Below are 18,484 nucleotides of genomic sequence, written 5' to 3'. Positions count from 1 at the left end.
GGTCCGCCCCGCTGCGCCTCGACGAAGACTTTACATGCAACCGCCGGTACTTGATACCTTTGGTTTCGTGAACGCAAGGATGCACGCGGCCGACGCCGCCACGACGATCCCGACGGCCCCGGCCGCCGCGGACTCCCCGTCGGCCGGCTCTCCGTCGGTCGACTCCCCGTCGGCCCCGGCGGAGAGCGACGGGCGCACGGCCCGCTGGGCGCGCCATCGCGAGCAGCGCCGCGCCGACCTGCTCGACGTCGCCCGCCACCTCATCCACGAGCGCGGGCCCGACGTGACCATGGAGGAGATCGCGTCGGCCTCGGGGACCTCGAAGTCCATCATCTACCGCTACTTCTCCGACAAGGCCCATCTGCAGCGGGCGCTGGGCCTGCACATCCTCAGCGCGATGCAGAAGCGCCTCACCGAGGAGGTGCGGGAGCTCGCGAGCACCGCGGCGAGCGCGGGCGGGCGGGGCGTCTCCCCCGAGGCCCATCTGCGGGCGATGATCTCCACCTACGTCGACACCGCGCAGCGATCCCCGCACGTCTACGCGTTCGTCACCCGGCCCAGCGACGGGCTGAACCATTTCCTGGACTCCGCGACGCGCCTCGCCGCCGCCGCGCTCCCCGCGGGCCACCCCGCTCCCGGCATCTGGGCGGCCGGCGCCGTCGGCTTCGTCGAGCGCGCCGTGGACCGCTGGATGCGCGGCGAGGACGACTCCCGTCCCAGCGCCGACGACCTCTCCGACCACCTCGTGACATGGCTGATGAAGGGCATGCGATGACCACCTCGACCCAGAACCACGCTCAGAACCCCACGGACCCCACCCAGGACCAGGCCCCGGGCTCGACCGCCGGCCCGACGCCGGGCCGCGCGGCGACGCGGTCCACCACGCCGACGGGGCCGATCCCGGTCCCCCGCGAGGGCGACCCGCGCCTCGACGTCGACGCCGTGACCCGGGCCCTGCTCGGGAAGTGGGCGGAGACGCGCCTCGAGGCCCGCGAGCGGGCGGCGCGCCCGGAGATGCACCGGCCGCTGGATGCGAGCGTCGCCGAGCACCGTGACCGCGTGTTCGGGCAGCTGCGGACCCTCGCCGAGGAGCAGGTCTCGCTGCCCATGCTCCCCGAGCACCTGGGCGGCCCCAACGACAACGGGGCGAACGTCGCGGGCTTCGAGGAGCTCGTCGTCGCCGACCCGTCCCTGCAGATCAAGGCCGGCGTGCAGTGGGGCCTGTTCACCTCGGCGATCGTCCAGCTCGGCGACGAGGACCAGCAGCGACGCTGGGTGCCCGACGCCATGAGCCTGGAGATCCCCGGCGCGTTCGCGATGACGGAGATCGGCCACGGCTCGGACGTGCAGTCGCTGGGGACCACCGCGACCTTCGACCCCGAGGGCGGGGACGACGGGGAATGGGTGATCCACACGCCCTTCCGCGCCGCCACCAAGGACTACCTCGGCAACGCGGCGGTCAACGCGCGGGCCGCGACCGTGTTCGCGCGCCTGATCACCCGCGGCGTCGACCACGGGGTGCACTGCTTCTACGTGCCCGTGCGCGACGAGAAGGGCGAGATGCTCCCCGGCGTGCGCAGCGAGGACGACGGCGAGAAGGGCGGCCTCAACGGCATCGACAACGGCCGCCTCGCCTTCGACCACGTCCGCGTGCCCCGCACGAACCTGCTGAACCGCTACGGGGACGTCGCGGCCGACGGCACCTACTCCTCCCCCATCGAGTCGCCCGGCCGGCGCTTCTTCACGATGCTCGGCACGCTCGTCCAGGGCAGGGTCTCCCTCGACGGCTCGGCGAACCGGGCGAGCCAGCTCGCGCTCACGATCGCGCTGACCTACGCCTCCCAGCGTCGGCAGTTCACGGCCGCCTCGCCCACCCAGGAGACGGTGCTGCTGGACTACCAGAGCCACCTCGCGCGGCTGCTCCCCAAGCTCGCCGCGACCTACGCGGGGGCCTTCGCCCACGAGCAGCTGCTGCAGGCCTTCGACGACGTCTTCTCGGGCCGCGGGGACACCCCCGAGGGGCGCGAGGACCTGGAGACCCTCGCGGCCGCCCTCAAGCCGACCTCCACGAGGCTCGCCCTGGACACCATCCAGGAGTGCCGCGAGGCGTGCGGCGGGCAGGGCTTCATGGCCGAGAACCAGCTGGTGGGGCTCCACCAGGACCTCGACGTGTACGCGACCTTCGAGGGCGACAACACGGTGCTGCTGCAGCTGGTCGCCAAGCGCCTGCTCGCCGATTACACGAGCGAGCTGCGCAGCATCGACCGCGCCGGGATCGGCCGCTTCATCGCGCAGCGGGCCGACGTCCTCGCCCACCGCCACACCCCCTGGGGGCGCCTCGTGCAGACCGCCTCGGACGCGGGCAACGCACGGAGGTCCTCCGAGACGCTGCGGCAGGCGGACGTCCAGGAGCACCTGCTGGCCGAGCGCGCACGCGTGAAGGTCGAGGAGGTCGCGCTCGCCCTGCGCGCGGGCGCGCGGATGGCGCCGGCCGACGCCGCTGCACTCGTGAACAAGCACCAGGTCGAGATGCTCGACGCGGCGCGCGCCCACGCGGACCTCGTGCGCTGGCGCGCCTTCACCGCGGGCATCGAGTCCGTCGAGGACGAGGGATCGCGAGAGGTCCTCACCGACGTGCGCGACCTGTTCGGCCTCTCCCTCCTGCAGGACGATCTGGCCTGGTACCTGCTGAACGGCCAGCTCTCCGCCCAGCGCGGCCGGCAGGTCTCGGCGGACATCAAGCGTCTGCTGTGGCGCCTGCGCCCGCACGCGCTGGACCTCGTCGACGCCTTCGACGTGCGACCCGGCCACGTGCGCGCCCCCATCGCGCTGGGCGCGGAGCAGGAGCGCCAGGACGAGGCGGCGGCCTTCTTCCGCGCGCAGCGCGCGTCGGCCGATGCGCCGGTGAGCGAGAAGGCGCTGCGCGCGAAGGAGAAGGCCGAGAAGAAGGCCCGGGACAAGCAGGCGCCCAAGAGCGCCCGGCGCTGAGGCGGGCCGCGCAGGAGACCGATCCCGTGCGGTGGGCGGGCGCGCCCGCCGCACGGGCGCGCCCGTAGACTGGCCCGGTTCCACCCACCGTGCGCGACGAACGGACGCAGACGAAGCGATGACCGCCCCAGCACCCCTCTCCGAGCACCACGACCCGCACGACCCGCTCGATGCGGCCGACGCCCGCTCCGACATCGACACCGTCGACGACGCGATCGCGACGCCCGCGCAGGAGCAGCCGTTCGCGGCTCTCGGCCTGAAGGACGACGAGTACGCGCGCATCCGGGAGATCCTGGGCCGCCGTCCCACCAACGCCGAGCTCGCCATGTACTCGGTCATGTGGTCCGAGCACTGCTCGTACAAGTCCTCGAAGATCCACCTCAAGACCTTCGGCGACCACATCACGCCCGCCATGACGGAGCACCTGCTGGTGGGCATGGGCGAGAACGCGGGCGTCGTCGACATCGGCGACGGCTGGGCGGTGACCTTCAAGGTCGAGTCCCACAACCACCCCTCCTACGTCGAGCCCCACCAGGGCGCGGCCACGGGCGTGGGCGGCATCGTGCGGGACATCATCGCCATGGGCGCGCGGCCCGTCGCCGTCATGGACCAGCTGCGCTTCGGCGCGATCGACCACCCGGACACCGCGCGCGTGGTGCACGGCGTGGTCTCCGGCGTGGGCGGCTACGGCAACTCCCTGGGCCTGCCGAACATCGGCGGGGAGACGGTGTTCGACGCCGCCTACCAGACGAACCCGCTCGTGAACGCGCTCGCCGTGGGCGTGCTGCGCCACGAGGACATCCACCTGGCGTCCGCCACCGGCAGCGGCAACAAGGTGGTGCTGTTCGGCGCCCGCACGGGCGGGGACGGCATCGGCGGCGCCTCGATCCTCGCCTCGGAGACCTTCGAGGAGGGCGGACCCGTGAAGCGCCCGAGCGTGCAGGTGGGCGACCCCTTCATGGAGAAGGTCCTCATCGAGTGCTGCCTCGAGCTGTTCCACGGCGGAGTGGTCGAGGGCATCCAGGACCTCGGTGCGGCGGGCATCTCGTGCGCGACCAGCGAGCTCGCCTCCAACGGCGGCTCCGGCATGCACGTGGACCTCGAGAACGTGCTGCTGCGCGACCCCACGCTGAACGCCGGTGAGATCCTCATGAGCGAGTCGCAGGAGCGCATGATGGCGGTGGTGACGCCCGAGAACCTCGAGGCGTTCCTCGCGATCACCGCGAAGTGGGACGTGGAGACGGCGGTGATCGGCGAGGTCACGGGCGACGGCCGCCTCACCATCGACCACCACGGTCGCCGCATCGTCGACGTCGATCCCGTGACGGTCGCGCACGGCGGCCCGACCTACGACCGCCCGTTCGCCCGCCCCGACTGGCAGGACGCGCTGCAGGCCGACCGCGCCGAGGAGCTGGCGCGCCCCGCCTCGGCCGAGGAGATCGGCGGCGCGCTGCGCGCGCTCGTCGCCTCCCCGAACCTCGCCTCCTCCCACTGGGTCACCGACCAGTACGACCGCTACGTGGGCGGGCAGACGGCGCTCGCCATGCCCGACGACGCGGGCGTGCTGCGCGTGGACGAGACCACGCACCGCGGGGTCGCGATCGCGACCGATGCGAACGGCCGCTACACGAAGCTCGACCCCCGCACGGGTGCGCGCCTCGCCCTCGCGGAGGCCTACCGCAACGTCGCGACCGTGGGCGCACGGCCGCTCGCGGTGACGGACTGCCTGAACTTCGGCTCCCCCGAGGACCCGGGCCCCATGTGGCAGCTGGTCGAGGCGATCCACGGGCTCGCCGAGGCCTGCGAGACGCTCGGCGTCCCCGTGACCGGGGGCAACGTCTCCCTGTACAACTCGACCGGAGAGGCGGGGCGCATCGACTCCGCGATCCACCCGACGCCCGTCGTCGGCGTGCTCGGCGTGATGGACGACGTCACCGCGCGCACCCCCTCGGGCTGGCACGAGACCGGTCACTCCGTCGTGCTGCTGGGCGCCACCCGTGAGGAGCTCTCGGGGTCGGCGTGGGCACAGGTCGCGCACGGCCATCTGGGCGGCATGCCCCCGCAGGTCGACCTCGAGGCCGAGCGCGCACTGGCGGAGGTGCTGATCGCCGCCGGCACGAGCGGCCTCGCGACCGCCGCGCACGACCTCTCCGAGGGCGGCCTCGCCCAGGCGCTCGTCGAGGCGACCACCCGGTTCGGCGTCGGCGCGCAGGTCGATCTCGCGGACGTGCTCGCGCGCGACGGGATCGACCTGTTCACGGCCCTCGTCTCCGAGTCCCAGGCCCGGGCCCTCGTGGCCGTCGACGCCGCGCGCGAGAGCGAGCTGCTCGACCTCGCGGGCGAGCACGGCGTGCCGGCGCTGGTCATCGGCAGCACGGGCGGCGAGGACCTCTCGATCGCCTCTCTCGAGGCCCTCCCCCTCGCCGAGCTGCGCTCCCTGCGCGAGGGGACGCTGCCGCAGCACTTCGGCTGAGCACGATGCACGAGGCGCCCGACAGGGCACCGGGCGACGGCGGGGCGCCCGACGGCGGAGCCCCGCCCGTCGGGGAGGTCGATCGGGAGCAGCTGCCGCTGAGCACGCGCGACGCCCTCGCCCTGGACGCGGCCAAGCTCGCCCACGGCCGCGGGCTCTCCCAGCAGCGGATCGCCGAGGCCCTGCACGTCTCCCGTCCGCAGGTCTCGAAGCTCCTGACGACAGCGCGCGCGAAGGGGTTCGTGCGCACCCTCGTGCTCGACCCCCGGGAGTCCGACCGCGCCCTCACCCACGGCCTGCGCGAGCGCTTCGGCCTGAGCGACGTGCGCCTCGTGGTGCCCGCGGGCCGCGGCCCCTCCGATCTGGACCAGGCACTGGGCCACGGCGCCGCCGAGATGCTCGACGCCGCAGGCGCCATGGAGGGTGCGACGCTCGCCGTGTGGTGGTCGAGCGCCGTGCGGTCGACCCTCGAGTCGGCTCTCGGTCGCCTGCGCGTGCGGCCCGGCGCCCTCGTCGTCCTCGGCGGCCAGGACCGGCCCGGCGGCCCCGACCCCGCGTTCGAGGCCTTCGCCGGCCGCACCGCGGTCCCCGTCCATCGCGCGCCCGCGCCCACCGTCCACGCGTCGCTCGCCGCACAGATCGCCCGCGAGGAGCAGGCGGACGCCCGGGGGCACGAGGCGCTCGTCCACGGGGCGGGCGTCCTCCTGTTCGGCGCCGCTCCCGCGGACCCGCTCGCGCTGACGTGCCCCGGGCTCCTCACGGACGCGGAGCGCGCGCAGATCCGGGAGCGCTCCGTCGGCCGGATCTGCGGCCGTTTCCTCGACCCCGACGGGCGGATCGTCGCCCCCACGCTCAGCCAGCGCACCTCGGGCCCCACCCTCACCGCGCTGCGCAGGACCGGCCGCACGGTGCTCGTCGCGGGCGGGGCCGAGCAGCTCGGCGCGATCCGGGCGGCGCTCGCCCGACGCTACGCGAACCACCTGGTCACGGACCTCGCCACGGCCCGGCGTCTCATGACCGACGACGACTGACGACTCCGACACCCGCTCCCCCGCATCGGCACATATGTGCCGTCTCGACGTTGCGCCGTGCGGCACCGGACACCTTCACTGAGGTGTCCGAACAAAGGAGTTGGAATGACCACCGCGAAGACCGCCGTGGGCGAGGAGGGCGTGCCCAACACGTCCTGGGGCGTCATCAAGGATCGCTCCCGTCAGCTGAAGGACGGCTACCTCGACCGCACGCCGCTGTTCCAGTTCATCCTGCTGTCGATCTGCTTCCCCATGTGGGGCATGGCGGCCAGCATGAACGACATCCTCATCACCCAGTTCAAGGCCGTCTTCACGCTCTCGGACTTCGCCTCCGCCTTCGTGCAGTCGGCGTTCTACGGCGGCTACTTCCTGGTCGCGATCCCCGCCAGCCGGGTCATCCGCCGCACCAGCTACAAGACGGGTCTGCTGGTCGGGCTCAGCGTCTACGTGCTGGGCTGCGTGCTGTTCTTCCCCGCCTCGCAGGTCGCGACGTACTCGGTGTTCCTGTGCTCGCTGTTCGCGATCGCCATCGGACTGTCGTTCCTCGAGACCTCGGCGAACACCTATTCCTCGATGATCGGTCCCCGGCGCCGCGCGACGCTGCGGCTGAACATCTCCCAGACCTTCACCGCCTTCGGCTTCCTGGGCGGCGCGCTGCTGGGCAAGTTCCTCGTCTTCACCGACGGGGACGCCCTGCACGAGCGCGTCGCCAGCGCCTCCTCGGAGTCCGAGCGCCTCGCGATCACCTCGGAGGCGCTCGGCCGCACGCTCGAGCCGTACAAGGTGATCCTCGTGCTGCTGCTCGTGCTCGTGGCGCTCATCGCCATCACCCAGTACCCGCACTCCAAGCCGCTGCGCGAGGACGCGACCGAGCAGAAGGCCTCGATCGGCGAGACCCTCGCCTACCTTCTGCGCAACCGGATCTTCTGCGCGGGCATCGTGACCCAGTTCCTGTACGTGGGCATGCAGACCGCCCTGTGGTCCTTCACCATCCGACTGGCCCTGGTGCTCGACGACTCCCTCAACGAGCGCGCGGCCGCCTCGTACCTGATCGCCGCGTTCATCGCCTTCTTCGTCGGCAAGTTCGTCGCGAACCTGCTGATGACGCGCTTCGACGAGGACCTCGTGCTCATCATCTACTCGGCGCTCGGCATGGCGACCATCCTGTACGTGGTCGCGGCCCCGAACTTCACCTCGGTGTACGCGGCGATCGTCGCCTCCGCGCTGCTGGGCCCGTGCTGGGCGACGATCTTCGCCCGCAACCTCGACGTCATCGAGGACAAGCGCTTCACCGAGACCGGCGGCGCGATCATCGTCATGTCGATCATCGGCGGCGCCGTGATCCCCGCCGTGCAGGGGCTGATCTCCGACACCACGGGCTCGATGCGCTTCAGCTTCATCGTGAACCTGTTCTGCTTCGCCGCGGTGCTCGTGTACTTCCTGATCCTGCGTCGGCGCGGCCGACGGACGACGACCGGCGAGGAGATCTGAGATGGCGCACGCGACGAGGATCGCCGTCGTCGGCTCGAACATGGTCGACCTCATCTCCTACATCCACCGGATGCCCGGCGAGGGCGAGACGGTCGAGGCGCCGGACTTCCGCATGGGCTGCGGCGGCAAGGGCGCGAACCAGGCGGTGGCCGCGGCGCGGCTGGGGTCCGAGGTCGTGATGGTCACGCGCGTGGGCGATGACGTCTTCGCCGAGACCACGCTGAAGAACTTCGAGGACAACCGCATCGGCACCGAGCACGTGCTGCGCACACGGGCCTCCTCCGGGGTCGCCCCGATCTTCGTGGACCCCGAGTCGCGCAACTCGATCCTCATCATCAAGGGGGCGAACGCCCTGCTCACCCCGCAGGACGTCGAGGAGGCGCGGGACGCGATCGCGCGCTGCGAGCTCATCGTCCTCCAGCTGGAGATCCCGCTGGAGACGGTCGCGGCCGCGATGGCGCTGGGGGCCGAGCTCGACATCCCCGTGCTGCTGAACCCCGCTCCCGCCTCCCCCGACCTGGACCTCTCCCGCATCACCGGGGTCGAGTTCCTGGTGCCCAACGAGTCGGAGCTCGAGCTGCTCACCGGGATGCCGGTCGACGGGATCGAGGACATCCAGCGCGCCGCCGAGGTCCTGCTCGCCGCGGGCATCCGCAACGTCATCGTCACCCTCGGTGCGCGCGGCGCCCTGTGGATCCACGAGGGCGGTCGCGAGCTCATCGCCGCCCCCGCGGTGCGGGCCGTGGACACGACGGGCGCCGGCGACGCGTTCATCGGCTGCTTCGCGACGCAGTGGGTGCGCACCCGTGACGTCGCCGAGGCGATCCGCGCCGGCACCGCCTACGCGGCGGACTCGGTCACCCGCCAGGGCACGCAGTCCTCCTACGCGTGGGCCTGATGTACCGGGGCCGGGCCCGGGCCTGCGCCTGGACCCGGCCCCGGGTCGCCCCGGCGCCCCTGCGCTCGGCTCAGGAGCGGGTGAACGTCTCCTCGCCGTCCTCGCGCACGGCCTGACCGTTCGAGAAGTCCTGGATGCGGCGGCCGTCCACGACCCGCGAGGCGGCGAGCGGGAGACCCCATGCCGTGGTCCAGGTGCGGAACTGGGTCGCGCGGGCATCCTTCGCGCCGGACGCGCTGGAGATGACGAAGCCCTTGGTCAGCCGCGTGACGTAGTACGCCCCCTCGACGTGGACGAGCTGGGTGACGGTGCCCAGCGTCTTCTCCCCCGGGCTCGCGAAGGCGTCCAGGTGCAGCCTCCACGCGCTCGAGATCGCGGAGGTCGTGTTGCTGCGCATCCCCGAGAGCTTCGGGTAGAACGCGTTGCCCGGGCATTCGGTCGCGTTCACGTCCCGATGGCCGAAGATGCGCCGCAGGTGCGCCGTCTCGCCCTCGTCGTACAGGCTGCCGCCGCCGGTCACGGTGGAGACCCAGTCGAACTGCTGGCTCGCGTTCGTGCGGAAGGCGCCGAGCAGCTTCCAGGCGGCGACCTTCTGCACCGCGGAGATCGCTGCGCTGGGCGGCGCGCTCGAGGTGAAGGTGCCCATCACGCTGACCCCGCAGCTGAAGGTGTTGAAGCCGTAGGCGTGCGCCCCGATGATGTGCTTGTGCAGCCCGCCGTGGCGCCCCTCGTAGATCGTGCCGTACCTGTCGACGAGCAGGTTGTAGCCGATGTCCGCCCAGCCCAGCGTCTTCGTGTGGTAGCTCAGGATGCCCCGCAGGAGCTGGGGCGCATCGGCCTTCGCGTACGAGTTCGAGCCCGCGGTGTGGTGGACGACGACGGCCCGCAGCTCGCTCGCGGAGCTCACCGAGCCCACGAGCGACTCGTCGGCGCCCCAGGCGCTGCGGCGCACGATCGTGGGGGCGCCGGGTCCGAGCTCGACGGCGTCGCCGGCGGCGACCGCCCGGGTGCTCATGCGCTGAAGGGCCGACGAGGCGGCGCCGTCCTTCTCCTCCTCGCGCGGGGAGGTGGTGAGGACATGGGCGGTGAGCTCATCGCTGACATCCTCGCCGTCGCGGACCGCGACCAGTTCGATCTCGTCGGCCGCGCCCAGCCAGGCGGGCTCCGCGGCGCCGAGGGACGTCCCGTCCTCGGGATCCTCGGCGATCTCGAGCGGGAACCAGGAGGTCCACTCCGCCCCGCTCGCGCGGCCGCGCACCCGCAGGACGTCGGGCTCCGTGCCGCTCCAGCTGGCGCCGACCATCGTTCCGGCGGCATCCTCGATCACGCGGGCTCGGGCGCCCTGGTCGCTCGCGCGTCGGGGCAGATCCGCGAGGGGCACGTCGCGCGTACGGGTCTCGCCGCCCGTGACCGAGGGGTCGGCGTGGACCGGCGCGGCGAGGGCGAGGGCGCCGCCGCCGGCGAGTGCGAGGGGGAGGGTGAGGGCGCCGGCGCGCAGCAGACCGCGGCGGTCGATGTCCTGCGTCGTGGGCTCTGGGATCGTGGGGCGCGGGGTCGTGGATCGCGGGGTCATGGCAGGTCTCCTGGGGGGAAGGGTTCCGGCTCGGACGCCGCCCACGCTAGCGGATGCGGGCGACGCGGCGCCGCCCCTGGGACGACCGCGGACGGGCCCGGGATGACGAAGGGCCCGCCGAGCAGCTGCTCGGCGGGCCCTTCGTGCGTCGGACGACGCGGAGTCCGGATGGCCTGGATCAGGCCTCCTCGGACTCCTCGTCGGCGCTCTTCACCGCGTTGACGAAGCCGGCCTTCTCGGCGGCCTCGGCGGTGCGGAACCAGACCTCGGCGACGGTGCGGCCGTACCAGGGCGAGTCCGGGGCGTGGAACTTCATCGAGTCCTCGTTGCCCTTGATGTCGAAGCCCTCGGGCGGGTTCTCCCCGCGGAAGGAGTCCTCGCCGTAGGGGGCCTCGGTCGCGGCCTCGTCGGCCTTCGCGGCGTCGGCCTTGGCAGCGCCCTTGGCGGCGCCCTCGGCCTCCTTCACGACGGCCTGCTTCGGCGAGTACGCCTCGCTGACCAGCTCGATGACGGCCATCGGGGCGTTGTCGCCCTTGCGGGGGCCGACCTTGGTGATGCGGGTGTAGCCGCCGGGACGCTCAGCGAGGGTCGGGGCGATCTCCTCGAAGAGCACGTGCACGACGCCGCGGTCGCGGATGGTGCGCATGACGCGACGGCGCGCGGCCAGGTCGCCCTTCTTCGCGAAGGTCACCAGACGCTCGGCGTACGGGCGCAGCCGCTTCGCCTTGGTCTCGGTGGTGGTGATGGACTTGTGACGGAACAGCTCGGTCGCGAGGCTCGCGAGGATCATCCGCTCGTGGGCGGGGGATCCACCGAGGCGAGCACCCTTGGTGGGAGCAGGCATGGTCGTTCTCCTAGAAGATGGAAAGACGGAAGGTCAGTACTGGTCGCCGTAGTCGTCGTCGTAGGTCGCGATGGCCGAGGGATCGAAGCCGGCCGGCGAGTCCTTGAGCGACAGACCGAGGTCGGCGAGCTTCGCCTTGACCTCGTCGATGGACTTCTGCCCGAAGTTGCGGATGTCCAGCAGATCGGCCTCGGAGCGGGAGGTGAGCTCACCGACGGTGTGCACGCCCTCGCGCATGAGGCAGTTGTACGAGCGGACCGTGAGGTTCAGGTCGCTGATCGGCAGGGCGAGGTCCTGCGCGAGCGCCTGGTCCGTCGGCGAGGGGCCGATCTCGATGCCCTCCGCCTCGTTGTTCAGCTCGTGGGCCAGGCCGAACAGCTCGACCAGGGTCTTCCCGGCCGACGCCAGGGCGTCGCGCGGGGAGATGGCCGGCTTGGTCTCGACGTCCACGATGAGACGGTCGAAGTCGGTGCGCTGCTCGACGCGGGTCGCCTCGACCTTGTAGGTCACCTTGAGCACGGGCGAGTAGATCGAGTCGACCGGCACGCGGCCGATCTCGGCGTCCACGCCCTTGTTCTGCGCGGCGGAGACGTAGCCGCGGCCGCGCTCGACGACCAGCTCGATCTCCAGGCGGCCCTTCGAGGAGAGGGTCGCGATGTGCAGATCCGGGTTGTGGATCTCGACTCCGGCCGGCGGGGTGATGTCGGCGGCGGTCACGTCGCCCTCACCCTCCTTGCGCAGGTACATCACGACGGGCTCGTCGTTCTCCGAGGAGACGACCAGGCCCTTGATGTTGAGGATGACCTCGGTGATGTCCTCCTTGACCCCGGGGACGGTGCTGAACTCGTGCAGCACGCCGTCGATGCGGATCGAGGTGACCGCGGCACCGGGGATCGAGGACAGGAGGGTGCGGCGCAGCGAGTTGCCGAGCGTGTAGCCGAACCCGGGCTCGAGCGGCTCGATGACGAACCGGGAGCGGTACTCCGACACGACCTCTTCGGTCAGCGTGGGGCGCTGTGCAATGAGCACGGTGTGTCCTTTCTGCGAGCGTCCGCCATATGACGCTCATGAGGGGTGGATGACCACGGGTCGTCGTCCCTGCGCACTCCCTCACCGGGAGCGCGCGGGAACGACGGCTGCATCAGACGCGACGACGCTTCGGGGGGCGGGTGCCGTTGTGGGCCTGGGGGGTGACGTCCTGGATGGAGCCGACCTCGAGGCCGGTCGCGGTGAGCGAGCGGATCGCGGTCTCGCGGCCCGAGCCCGGGCCCTTCACGAAGACGTCGACCTTCTTCAGGCCGTGCTCCTGCGCGCGGCGGGCGGCGGCCTCGGCGGCCATCTGCGCGGCGTAGGGGGTGGACTTGCGCGAGCCCTTGAAGCCGACCTGGCCCGCGGAGGCCCAGGAGATCACGGCGCCGGTGGGGTCGGTGATGGAGACGATGGTGTTGTTGAACGTGCTCTTGATGTGAGCCTGGCCGTTCACGATGTTCTTGTTGGACTTGCGGCGCGGCTTGCGCGCCGCCGCCTGGCGGGTCTTCGTAGCCATGAGGCGGAGCTCCTCGGTTCAGTTCAGGTGATCGATGCGCCGTGAAGAGGCGGCGCGGAGTTGCTGCAGGGCGCGCGGGGCGCTGATCAGCGGGCCTTCTTCTTGCCGGCCACGGTGCGCTTGGGGCCCTTGCGGGTGCGCGCGTTGGTCTTCGTGCGCTGGCCGTGCACGGGCAGGCCACGACGGTGGCGCAGGCCCTGGTAGCTGCCGATCTCGACCTTGCGGCGGATGTCCGCGGCGATCTCGCGGCGCAGATCGCCCTCGTGCTGGTAGTTCGCCTCGATGTGATCGCGCAGCTTGACGAGGTCCTCGTCGCTGAGGTCGCGCACACGGATGCTCGGGTCCACGCCGGTGGCGGCGATGGTCTCGAGGGCGCGGGTGCGCCCGATTCCGAAGATGTACGTCAGGGCGACCTCGACGCGCTTGTCGCGCGGCAGGTCAACGCCAACCAGACGTGCCATGGTGCAGTTCTCCTACTGTCTCGGAGGCCTGAGACGACACCTCGCACCCGTGGTGCGCCGCAGCCTCCGTCTGCGGGTGTCCGTCGGGGTCTCCCCCGTCGGCGGTGCCGGCTCTTCTGTTGTGTCGGGGCCGTGGCCCCGTGCCCCGGATGCTCCGGGACTCCCGGATCACCGGGATGCCCGCTCGCCTCCCTCGTCGATCCGCAGGACAGCGGATCTCGGGACGCGGCGCGGGCGCGGCTGCTCGCGCGGCCAGGGATTCTCGGGGGACCCGATCAGCCCTGACGCTGCTTGTGCCGCGGGTTCTTGCAGATGACCATGACCACGCTGTGGCGACGGATCACCTTGCAGCTGTCACAGATCGGCTTCACGCTCGGCTTGACCTTCATGACTTCCTTCTCGCGGGTTCAGGGGAATCTCTTCCCCACCCGGCGGACCGCGCACGGGTGCGCGGCGCCGGGATCACTTGTAGCGGTAGACGATGCGGCCCTTGTCGAGGTCATAGGGGCTGAGCTCGACGACCACGCGGTCCTCGGGCAGGATGCGGATGTAGTGCTGCCGCATCTTCCCGGAGATGTGCGCAAGCACCTTGTGCCCGTTGTCCAGCTCGACCCGGAAACGCGCGTTGGCGAGCGCCTCCTTGACCGTGCCTTCGACCTCGATCACGCCGTCCTTCTTGGCCATGCCTCCCCTATCTCCTCGCCGCCGCGGTCGCGGGGCGGGGTTTCGCGTCGGTCTCCGGGCGCATCGCACACGGACCGGGCGGACCCGGTTCCGGTGAGAGGCGCCTGGGCGCGCCCGAACGCGAACGGAGCACACCCGATCGACCATCCTACCGTCGAACTCGCGCAGGACCGAGGGGCGGAGGGGATGAACCCCGTCACGCCGCGGGCGCGGGTCGGGCGCGGAGCAGGTCCGGGTCAGGCCCCGAGCGGATCCGGCGCGGCGGCCACCCCGCGGGCGGCGAGCTCGGAGGCGCCGCCGTCGGCCGCGGTGAGGACCACGATCCCCTGCTCGGTGACCGCGGTCGAGTGCTCGACGTGGGCGGCGCGGCCGCCGCCTGTCGCACGCACCGTCCAGTCGTCGGCGAGCATCTCCCACTCCGCCGGGCCCTGGACGAGCATCGGCTCGATCGCGAGGCACATCCCGGGGACGATCCTCGGACCGCGGTCGCGGGTGCGGAAGTTCATGACGTCGGGGGCCTGGTGCATGGCCGTGCCGATGCCGTGGCCGCCGAACTCCTCGAGGTGGCAGAGCTCGCCGAGCGCCTCGGCGTCCACGTGGTCCTCGATGGCGGCGCCGATCTCGCCGACCCGGCGCGCGCTCGCGAGAGCGACGATGCCCTGCCAGAGTGCCTCGCGGGTCACCTCGACGAGGTGCCGATCGGCCTCGGAGCGGAACTCCCCGACCACGTGGGTCCGAGCGGCATCCGAGTGCCAGCCCTCGACGATGCAGCCGCCGTCGATCGAGACCAGGTCGCCCTCCTGGAGCACCTGGGCGCCCGGGATGCCGTGGACGATCACCTCGTTCACGCTGATGCACACGGTGGCGGGGTACCCCTGGTACCCCTTGAAGTTCGGCAGCGCGCCCTCGTCGCGGATCATCTCCTCGGCGAGGCGGTCGAGCTCGCCGGTGGTGACGCCCGGGCGGATGTGGTCGGCGAGCATGTCGTGCACGCGCGAGAGCAGCAGACCGCTGCGCCGCATGAGGGAGATCTGCTCCGGGGTCTTGATCTCCGGGCGTTCGCGGCGCAGGAGGCTCATCGGGTCGCCCCGGCTCCGATGCGCGGGCTCAGCGGGCGCCGAGGACGCTCAGCAGCTCCTCGGTGACCTCGTCGATGGAGCGCATACCGTTCACCCGGTGCAGGATGCCGCGCCGCTCGTAGACATCGACGAGGGGCGTCGTCTGCTCCGCGTAGACCTCGAGGCGGCGGCGGATGGTGTCCTCGGTGTCGTCGGAGCGGCCCTGCTCGGCGCCGCGCGCGACGAGCCGCTGGATGACGGCGTCGTAGTCGACCTCGAGCATGAGCACCGCGTCGACGCCGCCCTCGCCGTCCTCGAGGATGCCGTCGAGCGCCTCGACCTGGTCGAGCGTGCGCGGGTAGCCGTCCAGGAGGAAGCCGCCGCGGGCGTCGCTCTCCGCGAGGCGGGAGCGCACCATGTCGTTGGTGACGGAGTCGGGGACGTACTCGCCCTTGTCCATGTACGACTTCGCGAGCTTCCCGAGCTCGGTCTCCTGGGAGACGTTCGCGCGGAAGATGTCGCCCGTGGAGATGGCGGGGATGCCGAGCGCGTCGGCGATCCGGCCCGCCTGGGTGCCCTTGCCCGCACCGGGGGCGCCGATGATCAGCAGGCGGCGGGCGCCGGCCGCGGCGGCCGACGTCTCCGGGGAGGAGCCCTGCGCGCTCGTGGTGGGCTGATCGGTCATCGGAGGATCCCTTCGTAGTGGTGCTGCTGGAGCTTCGCGTCGACCTGCTTCACGGTGTCGAGGCCGACGCCGATGATGATGAGCAGGGACGCGCCGCCGAGCGGGAAGTTCTGGTTGGCGCCCAGGTAGACGAGCGCGAACAGCGGGATCAGGGAGATCACCGCGAGGTAGACGGCGCCCGGGGTCTGGATGCGGTTGATGACGTACTGCAGGTAGCGCTCCGTGGGCTTGCCCGCGCGCACGCCCGGCACGAAGCCGCCGTACTTCTTCATGTTGTCGGCGATCTCCTCCGCGTTGAAGGTGATCGAGGTGTAGAAGAACGCGAAGAAGACGATGAGCGCCACGTAGACCGTCGCGTAGATCCAGGAGAAGGTCGCGCCCATCACGAGGTGGGCGTTGACCCACTGCACCCATCCGGCCGACGGGTCCCCGAACGAGGAGATCAGTTGCGGGAGGGCGAGGATGGAGCTCGCGAAGATCACCGGGATCACGCCGGCCTGGTTGACCTTGACCGGGATGTAGGTGGAGGTGCCGCCGTACATGCGCCGGCCCACCATGCGCTTGGCGTACTGGACGGGGATGCGGCGCTGGGACTGCTCCACGAAGACGACGCCCACCATCACGACGAGCGCGACGAGGATGATCAGCGAGAAGGTCATCCAGCCCTGCAGCTGCCAGATCTGGCCCATGGAGGACGGGAACGCCGCGGCGATCGAGGTGAAGATCAGCAGGGACATGCCGTTGCCGATGCCGCGCTCGGTGATGAGCTCGCCCATCCACATGATCAGCACGGTGCCGACGGTCATCGTGAGCACCATCAGGACCAGCGTCAGGATCGCCTGGTCGGGGATGACCTGGAGGTTGCAGCCGGCGAAGAAGCTGCCGGTGCGCACCATGGTGATGATCGTGGTGGCCTGCAGCACGGCGAGGCCGATGGTGAGGTAGCGCGTGTACTGGGTGAGCTTGGCGGTGCCCGCCTGGCCCTCCTTGTGCAGCTCCTCGAACCGCGGGATCACCACGCGCAGCAGCTGGATGATGATCGAGGCGGTGATGTAGGGCATGACGCCCAGGGAGAACACCGACATCTGCAGCAGCGCGCCGCCCGAGAACAGGTTCACCATCCCCAGGACGCTGCCGCTGCCCGTGGAGGCCTGCTCGGCGCACGCGGTGACGTTGGTGTAGTCGAACCCGGGGGTGGGCACGAAGACACCGAGCCGGTAGATCGCCATCAGAGCCAGGGTGAAGAAGATCTTCGCCCGCAGCTCGGGGGTGCGAAACGCTCGGACGAACGCGTTCACGTGACTCCCTTCTCAGGGGCCCGTCGATGGGGCCCGGACATGCCGACAGGGCACCGCAGGAAGAGTATTTCCCCCTGCGGCGCCCCGTCAAAGAAGCGCGAGCGCGCTCACGCGGTGCGGGCCGTCCCGCCAGCCGCCGTGATCTTCTGCTCCGCCGAGGCGGAGAACTTCTGCGCGGTGACGTCGAGCTTCACGCTCACGTCGCCCGTCCCCAGCACCTTCACGGGCTGGTTCTTGCGCACGGCGCCCTTGGCGACGAGATCCTCGACCGTGACCGTGCCGCCCTCGGGGAACAGCTCGGACAGGGTCGCCAGGTTCACGACCTGGTACTCGACGCGGAAGGGGTTGGTGAAGCCGCGCAGCTTCGGGAGCCGCATGTGCAGGGGCATCTGGCCGCCCTCGAAGCCCGCGGGCACCTGGTAGCGGGCCTTGGTGCCCTTGGTGCCGCGGCCGGCGGTCTTGCCCTTCGAGGCCTCACCACGGCCGACGCGGGTGCGCGCGGTCTTGGAACCGGGCGCGGGGCGCAGGTCGTGGAGCTTCATCGGGTTCTGCGAATCAGTCATGTGTCAGTCCACCTCTTCGACCGTCACCAGGTGGGTGACGGCGCGGATCATGCCGCGGATCTCAGGGCGGTCCTCCTTCACCACCGTGTCGCCGATGCGCTTGAGGCCGAGGCCGCGCAGGGTCGCACGCTGGATCTGGTTCTCGCCGATGAGGGATCGGGTCTGGGTCACCTTCAGCTGCATCACGCACCCACCTTCTCGGAGGCCTTGGCCTCGCGAGCGGCGGCGCGGCCTGCGGCCTGGGCGCGCAGCAGCGGGGCGGGGACGACGTCCTCGACCGGGAGGCCGCGACGGGCCGCGACGGCCTCCGGCTCCTCGAGCTGCTTGAGCGCGTCGATGGTCGCACGCACGATGTTGATCTGGTTGCTCGACCCGAGCGACTTCGAGAGCACGTCGTTCACTCCCGCGCACTCGAGGACGGCGCGGACCGGGCCGCCGGCGATCACACCGGTGCCGGGGGCGGCAGGACGCAGCAGGACGGTGCCTGCAGCGTCGTGGCCCTGGACCTGGTGCACGACGGTGCCCTGGATGCGGGGGACGCGGAAGAAGTTCTTCTTCGCCTCCTCGACACCCTTGGAGATCGCCGAGGGGACCTCCTTGGCCTTGCCGTAGCCGACGCCGACGGTGCCGTCGCCATCGCCCACCACCACGAGAGCGGTGAAGGAGAAGCGGCGGCCGCCCTTGACGACCTTCGAGACGCGGTTGATGTTCACCACGCGCTCGAGGAACGCGGACTTCTCCGCTTCCTGCTGGCGGCCGCGGCCCTCGCCGCGACGCCCACCGCGCCCGCGGTCGTTGCCGCCGCTGCGCGAATCGTTGTTGGAGTTCTCGCCCCGACGGCCGGAGGCCGCGGGACCGCTGTTCCGCTGCTGTGCAGCCATATCAGTTCCT

At 71.3% G+C, this 18,484-nt stretch carries 19 protein-coding genes; 6 read left to right on the top strand and 13 right to left on the bottom strand.

Annotation, left to right across the window (positions count from 1 at the left end):
• Positions 1-67 precede the first annotated feature (67 nt).
• The 6 genes from M4486_RS00240 to rbsK all read left to right on the top strand — a co-directional run bounded on the left by M4486_RS00240 (position 68) and on the right by rbsK (position 8,881).
• Positions 68-775: a TetR/AcrR family transcriptional regulator gene (locus tag M4486_RS00240; RefSeq protein ID WP_249478986.1), complete on the top strand. Its 708-nt coding sequence runs from the start codon at positions 68-70 to the stop codon at positions 773-775.
• Positions 772-2,988 carry an acyl-CoA dehydrogenase family protein gene (locus M4486_RS00235; protein ID WP_249478984.1) on the top strand — a complete coding sequence of 739 codons (2,217 nt, stop codon included), beginning with the start codon at positions 772-774 and terminating at the stop codon, positions 2,986-2,988. The genes M4486_RS00240 and M4486_RS00235 overlap by 4 nt, the downstream gene beginning before the upstream one ends.
• Before the next feature lie 118 nt (positions 2,989-3,106).
• Positions 3,107-5,461 carry a phosphoribosylformylglycinamidine synthase subunit PurL gene (gene purL / locus M4486_RS00230; RefSeq protein WP_249478982.1) on the top strand — a complete coding sequence of 785 codons (2,355 nt, stop codon included), beginning with the start codon at positions 3,107-3,109 and terminating at the stop codon, positions 5,459-5,461.
• Positions 5,462-5,466: 5 nt separating this feature from the next.
• Complete coding sequence (locus M4486_RS00225; protein ID WP_249478980.1) at positions 5,467-6,492, top strand: sugar-binding domain-containing protein; 1,026 nt, start codon at positions 5,467-5,469, stop codon at positions 6,490-6,492.
• Positions 6,493-6,597: 105 nt separating this feature from the next.
• The gene (gene fucP, locus M4486_RS00220; protein ID WP_249478979.1) at positions 6,598-7,983 is read left to right on the top strand and encodes an L-fucose:H+ symporter permease; all 1,386 of its coding nucleotides are present in this window, start codon (positions 6,598-6,600) and stop codon (positions 7,981-7,983) included.
• Between the two features lies 1 nt (position 7,984).
• Positions 7,985-8,881, top strand: coding sequence for a ribokinase (gene rbsK, locus M4486_RS00215; protein ID WP_249478978.1), 897 nt, complete (start codon positions 7,985-7,987; stop codon positions 8,879-8,881).
• 70 nt (positions 8,882-8,951) lie between these two features.
• Here rbsK and M4486_RS00210 read toward each other — a convergent pair whose 3' ends face one another.
• The 13 genes from M4486_RS00210 to rpsE all read right to left on the bottom strand — a co-directional run bounded on the left by M4486_RS00210 (position 8,952) and on the right by rpsE (position 18,474).
• The gene (locus tag M4486_RS00210; protein ID WP_249478977.1) at positions 8,952-10,454 is read right to left on the bottom strand and encodes a peptidoglycan recognition protein family protein; all 1,503 of its coding nucleotides are present in this window, start codon (positions 10,452-10,454) and stop codon (positions 8,952-8,954) included.
• A gap of 178 nt (positions 10,455-10,632) precedes the next feature.
• The gene (gene rplQ / locus M4486_RS00205) at positions 10,633-11,298 is read right to left on the bottom strand and encodes a 50S ribosomal protein L17, sunset domain variant (protein WP_249478976.1); all 666 of its coding nucleotides are present in this window, start codon (positions 11,296-11,298) and stop codon (positions 10,633-10,635) included.
• Positions 11,299-11,331: 33 nt separating this feature from the next.
• Positions 11,332-12,327, bottom strand: a complete 996-nt coding sequence (locus M4486_RS00200) for a DNA-directed RNA polymerase subunit alpha (protein ID WP_152351801.1) — start codon at positions 12,325-12,327, stop codon at positions 11,332-11,334.
• A 112-nt stretch (positions 12,328-12,439) separates the two neighbouring features.
• A complete protein-coding gene (gene rpsK, locus M4486_RS00195; RefSeq protein WP_109274700.1) occupies positions 12,440-12,844 on the bottom strand; it encodes a 30S ribosomal protein S11 in 405 nt (134 codons plus the stop codon).
• A gap of 86 nt (positions 12,845-12,930) precedes the next feature.
• On the bottom strand, positions 12,931-13,305 hold the full coding sequence (rpsM, locus tag M4486_RS00190) for a 30S ribosomal protein S13 (RefSeq protein WP_200501860.1): 375 nt from the start codon (positions 13,303-13,305) through the stop codon (positions 12,931-12,933).
• 275 nt (positions 13,306-13,580) lie between these two features.
• Positions 13,581-13,694, bottom strand: a complete 114-nt coding sequence (rpmJ, locus tag M4486_RS00185) for a 50S ribosomal protein L36 (RefSeq protein WP_087105259.1) — start codon at positions 13,692-13,694, stop codon at positions 13,581-13,583.
• A 73-nt stretch (positions 13,695-13,767) separates the two neighbouring features.
• The gene (gene infA, locus M4486_RS00180) at positions 13,768-13,989 is read right to left on the bottom strand and encodes a translation initiation factor IF-1 (protein WP_109274698.1); all 222 of its coding nucleotides are present in this window, start codon (positions 13,987-13,989) and stop codon (positions 13,768-13,770) included.
• 236 nt (positions 13,990-14,225) lie between these two features.
• Entirely contained in the window at positions 14,226-15,068 is an 843-nt protein-coding gene (gene map, locus M4486_RS00175) for a type I methionyl aminopeptidase (protein WP_249478975.1), read from the bottom strand.
• Positions 15,069-15,096: 28 nt separating this feature from the next.
• Positions 15,097-15,732, bottom strand: a complete 636-nt coding sequence (locus tag M4486_RS00170; RefSeq protein WP_249478973.1) for an adenylate kinase — start codon at positions 15,730-15,732, stop codon at positions 15,097-15,099.
• Positions 15,729-17,030 carry a preprotein translocase subunit SecY gene (gene secY, locus M4486_RS00165; protein WP_249478972.1) on the bottom strand — a complete coding sequence of 434 codons (1,302 nt, stop codon included), beginning with the start codon at positions 17,028-17,030 and terminating at the stop codon, positions 15,729-15,731. The genes M4486_RS00170 and secY overlap by 4 nt, the downstream gene beginning before the upstream one ends.
• A gap of 107 nt (positions 17,031-17,137) precedes the next feature.
• Positions 17,138-17,593, bottom strand: coding sequence for a 50S ribosomal protein L15 (gene rplO / locus M4486_RS00160; RefSeq protein ID WP_214651121.1), 456 nt, complete (start codon positions 17,591-17,593; stop codon positions 17,138-17,140).
• A gap of 3 nt (positions 17,594-17,596) precedes the next feature.
• Complete coding sequence (gene rpmD, locus M4486_RS00155) at positions 17,597-17,779, bottom strand: 50S ribosomal protein L30 (RefSeq protein WP_152351795.1); 183 nt, start codon at positions 17,777-17,779, stop codon at positions 17,597-17,599.
• Positions 17,776-18,474, bottom strand: coding sequence for a 30S ribosomal protein S5 (gene rpsE / locus M4486_RS00150; protein ID WP_249478971.1), 699 nt, complete (start codon positions 18,472-18,474; stop codon positions 17,776-17,778). The genes rpmD and rpsE overlap by 4 nt, the downstream gene beginning before the upstream one ends.
• Positions 18,475-18,484 lie beyond the last annotated feature (10 nt).

The sequence above is a fragment of the Brachybacterium kimchii genome, from assembly GCF_023373525.1.
Taxonomy (GTDB): Bacteria; Actinomycetota; Actinomycetes; order Actinomycetales; family Dermabacteraceae; genus Brachybacterium; species Brachybacterium kimchii.
The sequence above is the reverse complement of the archived record's forward strand: the minus strand, read 5'-3'. Positions and strand labels throughout refer to the sequence as shown.